At 67.4% G+C, this 12,994-nt stretch carries 12 protein-coding genes; 10 read left to right on the top strand and 2 right to left on the bottom strand.

What is annotated here, in order from left to right; genetic code table 11:
- Nucleotide 1 precedes the first annotated feature (1 nt).
- From ACOQOP_RS07630 to ACOQOP_RS07590, 9 genes are all read left to right on the top strand, one after another.
- Complete coding sequence (locus tag ACOQOP_RS07630; protein ID WP_420565723.1) at nucleotides 2–973, top strand: branched-chain amino acid ABC transporter permease; 972 nt, start codon at nucleotides 2–4, stop codon at nucleotides 971–973.
- The gene (locus ACOQOP_RS07625; RefSeq protein WP_420565722.1) at nucleotides 970–1,779 is read left to right on the top strand and encodes an ABC transporter ATP-binding protein; all 810 of its coding nucleotides are present in this window, start codon (nucleotides 970–972) and stop codon (nucleotides 1,777–1,779) included. Before ACOQOP_RS07630 ends, ACOQOP_RS07625 begins: the two co-directional genes overlap by 4 nt.
- Entirely contained in the window at nucleotides 1,772–2,416 is a 645-nt protein-coding gene (locus ACOQOP_RS07620; RefSeq protein WP_420565721.1) for an ABC transporter ATP-binding protein, read from the top strand. The genes ACOQOP_RS07625 and ACOQOP_RS07620 overlap by 8 nt, the downstream gene beginning before the upstream one ends.
- A 38-nt stretch (nucleotides 2,417–2,454) precedes the next feature.
- Nucleotides 2,455–3,126 (top strand): hypothetical protein, encoded by a 672-nt coding sequence (locus tag ACOQOP_RS07615; protein ID WP_420565720.1) that lies wholly within the window; start codon nucleotides 2,455–2,457, stop codon nucleotides 3,124–3,126.
- Nucleotides 3,101–4,807: a thiamine pyrophosphate-binding protein gene (locus ACOQOP_RS07610; RefSeq protein WP_420565719.1), complete on the top strand. Its 1,707-nt coding sequence runs from the start codon at nucleotides 3,101–3,103 to the stop codon at nucleotides 4,805–4,807. The genes ACOQOP_RS07615 and ACOQOP_RS07610 overlap by 26 nt, the downstream gene beginning before the upstream one ends.
- A gap of 150 nt (nucleotides 4,808–4,957) precedes the next feature.
- Nucleotides 4,958–5,734, top strand: coding sequence for an SDR family NAD(P)-dependent oxidoreductase (locus tag ACOQOP_RS07605; RefSeq protein ID WP_420565718.1), 777 nt, complete (start codon nucleotides 4,958–4,960; stop codon nucleotides 5,732–5,734).
- 57 nt (nucleotides 5,735–5,791) lie between these two features.
- Nucleotides 5,792–8,452 (top strand): aminopeptidase N, encoded by a 2,661-nt coding sequence (gene pepN, locus ACOQOP_RS07600; RefSeq protein ID WP_420565717.1) that lies wholly within the window; start codon nucleotides 5,792–5,794, stop codon nucleotides 8,450–8,452.
- Between the two features lie 27 nt (nucleotides 8,453–8,479).
- Nucleotides 8,480–9,178: an aspartate/glutamate racemase family protein gene (locus tag ACOQOP_RS07595; RefSeq protein WP_420565716.1), complete on the top strand. Its 699-nt coding sequence runs from the start codon at nucleotides 8,480–8,482 to the stop codon at nucleotides 9,176–9,178.
- Nucleotides 9,179–9,191: 13 nt separating this feature from the next.
- Nucleotides 9,192–10,079, top strand: a complete 888-nt coding sequence (locus ACOQOP_RS07590; RefSeq protein WP_420565715.1) for a polysaccharide deacetylase family protein — start codon at nucleotides 9,192–9,194, stop codon at nucleotides 10,077–10,079.
- 353 nt (nucleotides 10,080–10,432) lie between these two features.
- On the opposite strand, the gene ACOQOP_RS07585 is transcribed toward ACOQOP_RS07590, so the two are convergent.
- Together ACOQOP_RS07585 and ACOQOP_RS07580 are read right to left on the bottom strand one after the other, a co-directional pair.
- Complete coding sequence (locus tag ACOQOP_RS07585) at nucleotides 10,433–10,675, bottom strand: Lrp/AsnC ligand binding domain-containing protein (RefSeq protein WP_322331364.1); 243 nt, start codon at nucleotides 10,673–10,675, stop codon at nucleotides 10,433–10,435.
- Nucleotides 10,676–10,799: 124 nt separating this feature from the next.
- On the bottom strand, nucleotides 10,800–12,311 hold the full coding sequence (locus tag ACOQOP_RS07580) for a DEAD/DEAH box helicase (protein ID WP_420565714.1): 1,512 nt from the start codon (nucleotides 12,309–12,311) through the stop codon (nucleotides 10,800–10,802).
- Between ACOQOP_RS07580 and ACOQOP_RS07575 the strand changes: the two genes are divergently transcribed.
- Nucleotides 12,290–12,994: an isochorismatase family protein gene (locus ACOQOP_RS07575; protein WP_420565713.1), complete on the top strand. Its 705-nt coding sequence runs from the start codon at nucleotides 12,290–12,292 to the stop codon at nucleotides 12,992–12,994. The genes ACOQOP_RS07580 and ACOQOP_RS07575 overlap by 22 nt on opposite strands.

Below are 12,994 nucleotides of genomic sequence, written 5' to 3'. Positions count from 1 at the left end.
GATGACACAGTTCATGGACCGCACCGTCATTGGCCTGACCATCGGCTTCGCCCTGGTGGCGCTGCTCGGCGTCTTCGTTCTGCCGGACTGGCTGATGAGCCAGATCCTGATCGCCTTCTCCCGCGCCCTGGCCGTGCTCGGCCTGATCGTGCTGTGGCGCACCGGCCTGATCTCCTTCGGCCACGCCCTGTATTTCGGCCTCGGCGCCTACACCGTGGCGATGCTCGGCAAGGATCTGGGCATCACCGAGGTGCTGATCACCCTGCCGGCCGCGGGGCTGGTGGCCGCAGCCGTCGGCTTCGCGCTGGGCTTCATCATCCGCAAGTACCGCGAGATCTTCTTCGCCATGCTGAACCTGGCCTTCTCCATGGTGCTGTTCGGCATCCTGGTGAAGACCGAGGCGCTGGGCTCGACCGACGGGTTCAGCGTCGAGCAGCCGACCCTGTTCGGCATGGGGACCGAGGACGCCACTCTCAAGCTCACCGCCCTTTTCCTGGGGGTCTGCGCCATCGGCTGGCTCGCCGCCGTCCTGGTGCACCGCTATCTTGGCTCGGTGCTCGGCAGCCTGACCACCGCGGTGCGCGACAACGAGATCCGGGTCGAGTATCTGGGCTATTCGGTCGCTCAGGCGATCCACGGCAAATACGTCATGTCCGCCGCCCTGACCGGCCTCGCCGGCGGCTTCATGGCGCTGGCGCTGGGACAGGTCGATCCGGAATCCATGGTCAACTGGACGGTCTCGGGCGAACTGGTCTTCGTCACCGTGCTGTCCGGACCTGGGAGCGTGGCCGCCCCCTTCATCGGCTCCCTGCTGTTCGAGCTGCTGCGGACCTATGCGTTCGAGCTGGTGCCCTATGCCTGGCAGCTCATCGTCGGCGGTACCCTGCTGGCGGTGATCTTCTTCCTGCCCGGCGGGTTGTGGTCGGTGATCTCCAAGCTCGGCAGCCGCAACGGCGGGGAGGCCGGCCGATGACCGCCATTCTGGAAGCCACCGACCTCAACAAGACCTTCGGTGCCGTCACCGCGGCCAAGGACATCAATGTCTCGGTCGCCCCCCATGAGGTGGTGGGCATCATCGGCGCCAACGGCGCCGGCAAGACCACCTTCGTCAACATGGTCACCGGCTGGCTGCCGCCGAGCTCCGGCACGATCCGGTTCGACGGCCGGGACATCACCGGCCTCGCCCCGCGCAAGGTCACCCGGCTCGGCATCTGCCGGTCGTTCCAGGTGGCCCAGGTCTTCATGACCGCCACGGTGTTCGACAACCTGATGATCGCGCTCGGCATTGCCGACAGCCACGGGCTCGGCGTGCTGCGGCCGCTGCGTCTGGCGGAGCGCGAGGCGCGGGCGGACGCCCTGCTGCGGCGCTACCGGATCGAGGACTACCGCGATCAGGTCGCCAGCACGCTGCCCCAGGGCATCCGCAAGCTGCTCGACATCGCCATGGCGATGGTCGCGGAGCCGAAGATCCTGCTGCTGGACGAGCCGACTTCCGGCATCTCGGTGGAGGAGAAGTTCGGCCTCATGGACATCGTCATGTCGGCGCTGAAGGAGGACGGGGTGACCGTGCTCTTCGTCGAGCACGACATGGAGATCGTCGAGCGCTATGTCGGCCGGGTGCTCGCCTTCTATCAGGGTGAGATCATCTGCGACGCGCCGCCGGCCGAGGCCCTGGTCGATCCCAAGGTCATCGAGTTCGTCATCGGCGACGAGCCGCAGGGACAGATGATGCGGGAGCGGGCCGGTCTGACCCGGTCCGGGGAGGATCGCAATGCTTGACGTACAGGGGCTCGATGTCGATATCGGCCCGATCCCGATCCTGCGGCAGGTCTCTCTGCAGGTGCCGACCGGTGCCATGTGCGGGCTGATCGGCCGCAACGGGGCGGGCAAGACGACCTTCATGCGCAGCGTCATGGGCCTGCTGGCCGCCTCGGCCGGCAGCATCGGTTTCGACCACCACGATCTGGCGAAGGTGGCCGACTTCAAGCGTGCGCAATTCGGAATTGGTTACATGCCCGAGGACCGCAAGCTGGTTCCAGCCATGACGGCGGAGGAGAACATCCTGCTGCCGGTCTGGTCGACCGAGATCCCGGACGCCGAGGACAGGCTCGCCTGGATCTACAGGCTGATGCCGGAAGTGGCGGAATTCCGCGCCCGTGCGTCGACCAGCCTCTCCGGTGGCCAGCAGAAGCTGGTGGCCCTGGCCCGCGCCCTGATGGTGGGCGAGCGGCTGCTGCTGCTGGACGAGCCGACCGAGGGGATCGCGCCGGTTCTGGCGCGGCGGATTGTCGAGGTTCTATCGGATTTGAAACAAGAGGGGTTGTCGGTCCTCATCGCCGAGTCCAACGATACACATCTGCACGGTCTCCTCGACCGTACCTACGTGATCGAGCGGGGAAGCGTGCAGACACAATGATGGACAGGGAAGACCGCAAAGGTCTGAGGGAGGAAACGATGTCGAGAACGGGGTACAAACTCCGCCACATCGTCGATCGGCTGGCTCCGGGGGCGGCGTATTTCGAACCGCTGCCAGCACTCAACCGCGTTCTGTACTGCCACGAGGGATCTTTCGTGGTGGTCGGCAAGGAAGACGAGACGGTCGGCGAGGACCGGACCTGGTTCGGGTCCGGCTGCGTCACGGTACAGGCCGGCGACAGCGGCGCGGTGATCTGGCGCTACGAACTGGCGGACAGCGAGTCGCCGGCCAAGATGGCCGCCGGCACCGGCGTGTCGTCGGTCCTGACACTGGAATCCGAGATCGAGGGGCCGGACCCGTCCGGCGACTGGATCCTGCGCTGCGACGGGGTGAAGTTCCCCATGGGCGGCCAGGCCTTCTCGCATATCCACCAGGGCCCGGGCATCCGCTGCCTGCGCGAGGGCAAGATCCGGATCGAGACGGCGGGACGGACCAAGGAATACGAGCCGGGAGACGCCTGGTTCGAGCCCGGCCCGGAGCCGGTCTTCGCCCAGGCCTGCTCTGAGCGCTGCACCTCCTTCGTCCGGGTCATGGTGCTGCCCGCGGAGCTGCGTGGTAAGAGCTCCATCCAGTACATCAACCCGGACGATATCGATAAACCTAAGTCACAGCGGTACCAGCATTATGTCGACGAACCCATCGAGCACTGACCAACGACGCAACGCCGGCAAGATCGGCGGTCACATCCTGGTGGAGAGCCTGCGCGCCCATGGCGCCGATCTCGCCTTCGCGGTCCCGGGCGAGAGCTATCTCGCCGTGCTCGACGGTCTGGTCGACGCGCCGGAGATCAAGACCATCGTGTGCCGCCAGGAAGGCGGGGCCGCGATGATGGCCGAGGCCTACGGCAAGCTGACCGGCAAGCCCGGCATCTGCATGGTCACCCGCGGGCCGGGCGCCACCAATGCCAGCGCCGGCGTGCACATCGCCATGCAGGACAGCACCCCGATGATCCTGCTGGTCGGTCAGGTCGGCCGCGAGATGTTCGACCGTGAGGCGTTCCAGGAACTCGACTACCGCCGCATGTTCGGCCAGATGGCCAAGTGGGTGGCGCAGATCGACGATCCGGCCCGCATCCCCGAATATGTGAGCCGCGCCTATCACACCGCCACCTCCGGCCGGCCGGGTCCCGTCGTCCTGGCGCTGCCCGAGGACATGCTCACCGAGCGCGCGGAGACCGGCGATTTCGACCCGTACAAGCGCACCGAGCCCCATGTGGGGGCCGAGGACATGGCCCGCTTCCGCGACCTGCTGGCCAAGGCGAAGAAGCCGCTGGTGATCATCGGCGGCGGCGGCTGGGACGCCGGCGTGGCGGCCGACGTGGCCCGCTTCGCCGAGGCCAACAATCTGCCGGTCGGCGCGTCGTTCCGCTGCCAGGACTACCTCGACAACCGGCATCCGAACTATGTCGGCCATGTGGGCATCGGCATCGATCCGAAGCTCGGCGCCCGGGTGCGGGACAGCGACCTTCTGATCGTGGTCGGCTCCCGCCTGGGCGAGATGACGACCAGCGGCTACACGCTGCTCGACATTCCGCGGCCGCGCCAAGGTCTGGTCCATGTCCATGCCGGCTCCGACGAGCTGGGTCAGGTCTATCAGGGAGACCTGCTGATCAACGCAAGCCAGCGCAGCTTCTTCAAGGCCGCTGCCGCCATGGACCCCGTGGACAGCGCGGCCTGGGCCGAGGACACCAAGGTGGCCCGGTCCGAGTACGAGGCGACCCGCACCGTGCTGCACGGCCCGGGCGACGTGCAGATGGCCGAGATCATCAAGTATCTGGACGAGGCGCTGCCCGAGGACACCATCGTCACCAACGGTGCGGGCAACTACGCCACCTGGGTGCACCGATATTACGGCTACAAGGCCTGGCGCACCTGCCTGGCGCCGACCTGCGGTTCCATGGGCTACGGCGTGCCGGCAGGCGTGGCCGCCAAGCTGGTGCATCCGGAGCGCACGGTGGTCTCGTTCAACGGCGACGGCTGCTACATGATGCATGGTCAGGAGCTGGCGACCGCGGTGCAGTACGGCGTGAACACCATCTTCATCGTGGTGAACAACGGCATGTACGGCACCATCCGCATGCACCAGGAGCGCGAGTATCCGGGCCGGGTCAGCGCCACCGGACTAAAGAATCCGGATTTCGCCGCACTCGCCCGGGCCTATGGCGCCCATGGCGAGACGGTGACCCGGACCGCCGATTTCGCGCCCGCCTTCGAGCGGGCCAAGGCGGCCGGCACCCCGGCGCTGATCGAGATCCAGGTCGATCCGGAAGCGCTCACCATCGCCAAGTCGCTGTCCGCCATCCGGGAGACCGCCCTGGCCGAGGGGCGGTAACCGCCTATCTCTCCTATGGTTCCTGGGAGGCCCCGACCCTGATCCGGGGCTTCCCAGGCCTTGTTGATGTGTCCGCTGCAAGGTTCCCGCCGAACCCAGGGCCGGGTTTGGCGTTTAAGGGCATGACATAGAGACAGTTGAGAGAGCCCCATGCGCCTTGCCAACCGAACCGCCATCGTGACCGGAGCCGGCGGCGGCATCGGGAAGGCGATCGCCCTGCGCTTCGCCCTGGAGGGGGCCAGCGTCCTCATCGCCGACGTGACCGAGGAGCCGCGCGAGGGCGGCATGCCGACGGTCGACGCGATCATCGAGGCCGGCGGCTCGGCCGAGTTCCTGAAATGCGACGTCACCAGGGCCGCCGACCTGGACGCGGCGGTCGCCCGTGCGGTGGAGATCGGCGGCCGGCTCGATGTCATCGTCAACAACGCCGCCATCGGTACCGACACCCCGCTGCACGAGACCTCCGAGGCGGATTTCGACCGGGTCATGGCGGTCAATGCCAAGGGCGTTTTCCTCGGCTGCCGGGCGGCCGTGCGCCAGATGATGGGGCAGGAGCCGCTCGGCGACGGCGAGGTGAGGGGACGCATCGTCAACATCTCCTCCCAGCACGGGATGATCCGCGCGCCCCACGACTTCGCCTATGGGGTCGGCAAGGCCGCCGTGGTCTACATGACCCGGCAGATCGCCGGCGACTATGCCGAGCATGGGATCGTCTGCAACGCCGTCGCCCCGGGCAAGATCCTGACCGGCAAGTCGGGCCGCGCCATCGCGCCGGAGATGCTGGAGTATTCCCAAAGCCGCACGCCCTGGCCGCGGCTCGGCCGGCCCCTGGACGTGGCCAACGCTGCCCTGTTCCTCGCCAGCGACGAGGCGAGCTACATTACCGGCGAGAACCTGATGGTGGACGGCGGCTGGATGGCAAACTGAGGCCGCCGACCCACATGGGTCTCGTGTACCGACTGGCCTGAACCCCCGAGGATCCCGATGGACCGCGCCGACGCCACCGCCAAGACCGAACCGAGCACGATCTTCCTGAAGGACTACACCCCGCCCAGCCACCTGATCGACACCATCGACCTGACCGTCCGTCTGAACGACGACGTCACCACGGTGTCGGCAAGGCTGGTCGGCCGGCGCAACCCGGCCTCCGGATCGGGCCCGGCGGATCTCTATCTCGATGGCGAGGATCAGGAGCTGGTGTCCTTGACCCTGGACGGCCGGAAGCTGGAGAAGGGCGACTGGCGGCAGCTGCCGGAAGGCATCGTCATCCCCGGCATCGACAGCGCCTTCACTCTGGAGGTGGAGGGCCGGATCAGGCCGCAGGACAACACCCGTCTGGAGGGCCTATACAAGGCCGGCGGCATGTATTGCACCCAGTGCGAGGCGGAGGGCTTCCGCCGCATTACCTACTTCCCCGACCGGCCGGACGTGATGGCCGTCTACACGGTGCGGATCGAGGCGGACAAGGCGCGCTATCCGGTGCTGCTGTCCAACGGCAACCGGATCGAGACCGGCGACCTGGACGGCGGGCGCCACTACGCCGTCTGGCACGACCCGTTCCGCAAGCCGGCCTATCTCTTCGCCATGGTGGCCGGCGACCTGATGGTCGACCGGGACAGCTTCACCACCCGCTCCGGCCGCGAGGTGGCGCTGGAGATCTACGTGGAGCCGGGCAATGAAGGCCGCACCGGCCATGCCATGGATTCCCTCAAGCGCTCCATGGCCTGGGACGAGGAGGCCTACGGGTTCGAGTACGATCTCGACATCTTCATGATCGTCGCCGTTTCTTCATTCAATATGGGAGCAATGGAGAATAAGGGGCTGAATATATTCAATGATAAATTCATCCTCGCCAATCTCGATACCGCGACCGACGCGGACTTCCAGCGCATCGAGGCGATCGTCGCGCACGAGTATTTCCACAACTGGACCGGCAACCGCATCACCTGCCGCGACTGGTTCCAGCTCTCCCTGAAGGAGGGGCTGACGGTCTTCCGTGACCAGGAATTCTCCGCCGACACCCATGATCGCGGGGTGAAGCGGGTCAGCGACGTGCGCCTGCTGCGCGCCGCCCAGTTCCCCGAGGATGGCGGCCCGACCGCCCATCCGGTGCGCCCGGACAGCTATATCGAGATCAACAACTTCTACACCGTCACCGTCTACGAGAAGGGGGCCGAGGTGGTGCGGATGATCCACACGCTGCTCGGCCCCGAGGCCTATCGTAAGGGCATCGACCTCTATGTGGAGCGCCATGACGGCCAGGCGGTGACCTGCGACGATTTCGTGGCCGCCATGCAGGACGCCAGCGGTGTCGACCTGACCCGGTTCAAGCGCTGGTACTCCCAGGCCGGCACGCCGCAGGTCACGGCCGACTGGCGCTACGACGACGGCGCCCGGACCCTGACCCTGGACCTTTCCCAGGTCACCGACCCGACGCCGGGACAGCCGGACAAGCAGCCGGTGGTGATCCCGGTGCGCACCGCCCTGATCGGCGAGAACGGCCAACGCCTGCCGCTGACCGTTGATGGCACCGAGGCCGGCGACGAGACCGTGCTTGTGCTCGACGAGGCGGCGCGCAGCGTGACGTTCACCGACGTGCCCAAGGGGGCGGTGCCGTCCCTGCTGCGCGGTTTCTCCGCCCCGGTGAAGCTGAGTGCCGCCTGGAGCGACGCCGATCTCGGCTTCCTGGCGGCCACCGACGACGATCCGTTCTCCCGCTGGGAGGCGCTGCAGACGCTCTCCACCCGTGCCATCCTGGCCATGGTCGAAGCGCAGCGCGCCGGCCGGCCGATGTCGCTGGATGCGGCGGTGGTCTCCGCCGTCTGCGACGGGCTGGAGGATGCGCGGCTGGAGCCGGCCTTCCTCGCCGAGCTGCTGGCCCTGCCGGGCGAGTCCATCCTGGGCCAGGCGATGGATGTCTGGCATGTGGATGCGGTGCACGAGGCGCGCGAGGCGGCGGTCCGCACCCTGGGCGACACCCTGTTCGACACCTGGCTGGCACTCTACGACAAGCTCTCCGGCGAGACGGCCTCGGACGACCTGTCCACCGCCGCCATGGGCCGCCGGGCGCTGCGCAACCGGGCGCTGCAGTTCCTGGTCTCCTCCGGCCGTCCCGAGGGACGGGCGCGGGCGGCGGCGCAGGTGCAGGCGGCGGCGTCGATGACTGACGTCATGGGCGCCCTGGCGGCGCTGAACGACACCGACTGCCCGGAGCGCAGCCAGGCGATGCAGGCGTTCCACGACCGCTGGCAGGACAACCCGCTGGTGCTCGACAAGTGGTTCACCCTGGAGGCGTCCTCCTCCCTGCCGGGCACCCTGGACCGGGTGAAGGAGCTGCAGTCCCACCCGCGCTTCGATCCGAAGAACCCGAACCGCATCCGCGCCCTGGTCGGCGGCTTCACCATGGGCAATCCGGTACGCTTCCACGCCAAGGACGGGTCGGGTTACGCCTTCCTGGCCGACGAGGTGCTGAGGATCGACCAGCTCAATCCGCAGATCGCCTCGCGCCTGTGCCAGCCGCTGGTGCGCTGGCGCCGGTTCGACGGCGAGCGGGCCAAGGCGATGACCGGTGCCTTGCGCCGGATCGTCGAGCAGCCCACTCTGTCGAAGGACGTCTTCGAGATCGCCTCGAAGGGCCTGTCCTGAGTTCCGCTCTTCCGTGAGGACCCCGCCATGACCGGACGCATCATCGTCATCAATCCGAACTCCACCGAAGCCGTGACGCAGGCGATGGACCGGGCGCTGGATCCGCTGCGCATGGCCGGCGCGCCGGAGATCGAGAGCGTGACGAACACGAACGGTCCGGCGGGGATCGAATGCCAGGCCCATGCCGACGACGTGTCCCGCGACATCCGCCGGATCATCGCCGAGCGCGATGCCGAAGCGTCCGCCTTCGTCATCGCCTGCTTCTCCGACCCAGGGATCTACGCCGCCCGCGAGGCCACCAGCCGGCCGGTCTTCGGCATCGCCGAGAGCGGGATGCTGACCGCCATGTCCCTGGGGGCGAAGGTCGGGGTGATCGCCATCCTCAGCCGCTCCGTGCCGCGCCACATGCGCTATTTCCGCGGGATCGGCGTCGAGGGGCGGGTGGCCGGCGACCGGGCCATCGAACTCGGTGTCGTGGAACTGTCGGACGAGACCAAGACCTTCGAGCGGATGGTGCAGGTCGGCACGACCCTGCGCGACACCGACGGCGCGAATGTCCTGGTCATGGGCTGTGCCGGCATGGCCCGCTACCGCGAGCGCCTGGCCGACCGGCTGGGCATTCCGGTGGTCGAGCCGACCCAGGCGGCGGTCTCCATGGCGATCGGTGCGGTGATGCTGCGCCAGACCAACGGCCTCGCCGTCGCCCCCGCCATGGCCGCCGAATAGGGATCGCCTCCCGGTGCTCGCCGATCACGGCCGCTACGCCTATTCCTCCATCGAGACCCGCGACGCCCCGGATTGGCCCGGCGGCAAGCGGCTCGCCGTCTATATCGCACTGAACGTGGAAGTCTTCGGCTTCGGCGAGGGTCTGGGGGCGGAGCTGGCGCCGGGTGCCTCGGTCGGCATCCCGCAGCCGGACGTGCTGAACTATGCGTGGCGCGACTACGGCAACCGGGTCGGCGTGTGGCGGCTGCTTGACGAGTTCTACCGCCTGGAACTGCCGGTCAGCGTGCTGGCCAACAGCGAGACCTATACGGCCGCGCCGGGGATCATGGAGGCGTTCCGCAAACGCGGCGACGAGGTGGTGGCCCATGGCCGAACCAATTCCGAACGCCAGGGCGTGTTGGACGAGGACGGCGAGCGGGCGCTGATCGCCGAGACCACCGAGGTGATCGCGCGCGAGGAGGGGCGGCGGCCCAGGGGCTGGCTCGGCCCCTGGATCTCCCAGAGCCGCACCACGCCGGATCTGCTGGCCGAAGCGGGATACGAGTATCTGCTGGACTGGTGCCATGACGACCAGCCGGTCTGGATGGCGACCCGGGATGGGGGGCGGATCCTGTCGGTGCCCTATCCCCAGGAGCTGAACGACATCCCCGCCGTGGTCGCCCGCAAGGTCGAGGGCCGCGCCTTCGCCGAGATGATCATCGACGGCTTCGACGAGCAGCTCGAACAGTCGGGCAAACAGCCGCTGGTGCTGGGCATCGCGCTGCATCCGTATATCGTCGGCCAGCCGCACAGGCTGCGGCCCCTGCGCGCGGCGCTGGAGCATATCGCCCGGCACCGCGACGAGGTCTGGCTCTGCGAGGCGGGCGAGATCGCGGCGCACTGGCGGGAGCACGCGGGTTAGGCAGCATCCGTCATCCTGAACTTGATTCAGGATCAAGCCGCGGACCCGGTCACCTCTCCCCGTCATCCTGAACTTGATTCAGGATCAAGCCGCGGACCGGGTCACCTCTCTCCCGTCATCCTGACGCACGTCAGGATCAAGCCGCGATGCCGCCACCGCGCTTAGGGCCCAGACAGGCGGATACGTCAGGGGAATGATCCTGAATCGAGTTCAGGATGACGACCGAGGTGGGGAATGGCCGGATGCCTGATCCTGACGTGCGTCAGGATGACGACTCCGGTTGGCGGCGGAGGCGGCATGGTCCTGAAACGAGTTCAGGACGACGGTTGGGGTCGGGTGTGGACCCGCCGACGCTACCCGAACGCCTTGAACGTGATCAGCGTGAAGGTGTCCTTCACCCCGGGCAGGGTCTGGACCTGTTCGGTGACGAAGCGGCCGATGTCGTGATCGTCGCCGAGATAGCACTTCATCAGCAGGTCGTACTGGCCGGAGGTCGAGTACACCTCGGAGACCTCCTCCACGTCGAGCACCGCCGCGTCGGCGACGTCATAGGCCTTGCCGAGCTCGCATTTGACCTGGATGAAGATGGTTTGCATGTCGGTTCACCGCGCGTTGCCGCCCGCCCCTTAGAAGATGCAAGGAAGGATCGGCCAGGGGCCGGTTCGAATCAAGGGGCGGGTCGGAAAGGGCCGTCTTTGAAACGGGCAAGGGAAGGGCGGCTTAGCCGCCCATCGCCTTCTTGGGCACCGGACGCAGCAGGAAGGCCGGCACGTCGTCGCCGAAACCGACAACCCGCGAGCTGTCGTCGCGGCCGCCGCGGCGGCGCTTGTCCGGGAACTGCTCGACCACGCCGCCGCCGGTGACCGACGACGAACTCCGCTCGGTCTTGGGCGCCGGAGCTTCCTTGGCGGATGCGGCCTCCGTCTGCGGAGCGCTGTCCTTGGGGGCCGACTTCTTGCCGCCGCGCGACCGGCGCGACCGCTTCTCGCCGGACTTCTCCTCGGTGCTGGCCTTCTCGTCGGCCGCGACCGCATCCTCGGCCGCTTCCGGCTTCGCCTTGGCGGACCCGCCGGATTTGCCCTTGGCACCGCCGACCGGATTGCCGTCTTCGTCGACCTCCGGAATGTCCTTCTTGATCAGCCGCTGCACCGCCGCCAGGAACTTGGCGTCGTCGGAGGTGGAGATCGTGAAGGCCCGGCCGGTCATGCCGGCGCGGCCGGTGCGGCCGATGCGGTGGACATAGTCCTCCGCGTTGGACGGGACGTCGAAGTTGAAGACGTGGCTCAGCCCCTTGATGTCCAGGCCGCGTGCCGCGACGTCGCTGCACACCACCATGCGGGCTTCGTTGTTCTTGAACTTCTTCAGGGTCTCCATGCGCGCCGGCTGGGTCATGTCGCCATGCAGCTGGACCGCGTCGAACCCGTGGCGCACCAGCGAGCGGTGCAGGATGCCGATGTCGCGCTTGCGGTTGCAGAAGATCAGCGCGCTCTCGACATTCTCGCGGTTGATGATCTTGCGCAGAACCTCGCGCTTGTCCTTCGGGGCGCAGCGCACCAGGTGCTGGGCCACCGTGTCGGCCGTCGAGGCTGGCGGGGCGACCGTGACTTCCTTCGGGTTCATCAGGAACTTGTCGGCGATCCGCTTGATCTCCGGCGCCATGGTGGCGGAGAAGAACAGCGTCTGCCGGATCGTCGGCAGCAGCGACACGATCCGCTCGACATCGGGGATGAAGCCCATGTCCAGCATGCGGTCGGCTTCGTCGATCACCAGCACCTTGACGTCGGTCAGCAGCACCTTGCCGCGCTCGAAATGGTCGAGCAGGCGGCCCGGGGTGGCGATCAGCACGTCGACGCCGCGGTCCAGCTTGGACTCCTGATCGTCGAACGAGACGCCGCCGATCAGCAGCGCCATGGTCAGCTTGGTGTTGGCGCCGTACTTGGTGAAGTTCTCGGCCACCTGGGCGGCGAGTTCACGGGTCGGCGCGATGATCAGCGATCGCGGCATCCGCGCCTTGGCGCGGCCTGCCGACAGGATGTCGATCATCGGAAGGGTAAAGGAAGCGGTCTTACCGGTGCCCGTCTGGGCGCAGCCCAGGACGTCGCGCCCCATCAGGACATAAGGGATCGCCTTTTCCTGGATCGGGGTCGGGGTGGTGTAACCGGCGGAGGTAACCGCCTCAACAATCTCGTCCGAGAGGCCGAGATCGGCGAATGTTTTTTGTGTGTCTGACATGTCGGCTTAGGTTGTGGACTCTTCCGGCATCTGTCCGGTCGAGATGCGTGCGGACTATAAGGACAAAAGCCTCCATGTCAATCCAAGACACGCTGAAAGGCGCGGATTCACTGGGCATTCCACAATTCGATCACATACTCTGCCCGGCCAAGTCTTGTTTCGTTCTTCTGGTCGACGCCCAGGCCCGTCTCGTACCGGCGATTTCGCAAAGTGATCTGGTGGTTTCGGCGATGGATCGACTGGCCCGCGCGGCCGGGATTCTGGGCGTTCCGGTCCGCGCGACCGAGCATTGTGCCGAGGCGATCGGGCCGACGGTCCCGCCGCTTGCCGACCGGCTGACACCCGAGCAGATCCTGGCCAAGCGGCATTTCGACGCGACCCGCGAGCCGGGTCTGGCGGACGCGCTGACGGCGCTGGAGCGACCGGTCGCCGTGGTCGCGGGGGTGGAGGCGCATGTCTGCGTCGCCCAGGCCGCGATCGGGCTGGGTCGGCTGGGCTGGCGCGTGGCGGTGGTGGAGGATGCCTGCGGCAGCCGTCGCGAGGAGGACCGCACGGCCGGTCTCGCCCGGCTGCGCGCGGCGGGGGCCGTTCCGGTGACGGTCGAGGCGCTGATCTTCGAATGGCTGGAGAGTGCGGATCACCCCAAATTCCGCGAGGCGCTGGCGATCATCAAGGAGCGCTGA

Origin of the sequence: Thalassobaculum sp. (genome assembly GCF_965223715.1) — a bacterium.
Lineage (GTDB): Bacteria > Pseudomonadota > Alphaproteobacteria > Thalassobaculales > Thalassobaculaceae > Thalassobaculum.
Note: the sequence above shows the minus strand (reverse complement) of the source record. Positions and strands in the feature narration are given on the sequence as shown.

Bases quoted from the DNA above. Each gene is read 5' to 3' on its own strand.
- ACOQOP_RS07575 (WP_420565713.1), top strand. From the start codon at position 12,290: ATGTTTTTTGTGTGTCTGACATGTCGGCTTAGGTTGTGGACTCTTCCG.
- ACOQOP_RS07605 (WP_420565718.1), top strand. From the start codon at position 4,958: ATGCGCCTTGCCAACCGAACCGCCATCGTGACCGGAGCCGGCGGCGGC.
- pepN (WP_420565717.1), top strand. From the start codon at position 5,792: ATGGACCGCGCCGACGCCACCGCCAAGACCGAACCGAGCACGATCTTC.
- ACOQOP_RS07595 (WP_420565716.1), top strand. From the start codon at position 8,480: ATGACCGGACGCATCATCGTCATCAATCCGAACTCCACCGAAGCCGTG.
- ACOQOP_RS07615 (WP_420565720.1), top strand. From the start codon at position 2,455: ATGTCGAGAACGGGGTACAAACTCCGCCACATCGTCGATCGGCTGGCT.
- ACOQOP_RS07580 (WP_420565714.1), bottom strand. From the start codon at position 12,311: ATGTCAGACACACAAAAAACATTCGCCGATCTCGGCCTCTCGGACGAG.
- ACOQOP_RS07610 (WP_420565719.1), top strand. From the start codon at position 3,101: ATGTCGACGAACCCATCGAGCACTGACCAACGACGCAACGCCGGCAAG.
- ACOQOP_RS07630 (WP_420565723.1), top strand. From the start codon at position 2: ATGACACAGTTCATGGACCGCACCGTCATTGGCCTGACCATCGGCTTC.
- ACOQOP_RS07620 (WP_420565721.1), top strand. From the start codon at position 1,772: ATGCTTGACGTACAGGGGCTCGATGTCGATATCGGCCCGATCCCGATC.
- ACOQOP_RS07625 (WP_420565722.1), top strand. From the start codon at position 970: ATGACCGCCATTCTGGAAGCCACCGACCTCAACAAGACCTTCGGTGCC.
- ACOQOP_RS07585 (WP_322331364.1), bottom strand. From the start codon at position 10,675: ATGCAAACCATCTTCATCCAGGTCAAATGCGAGCTCGGCAAGGCCTAT.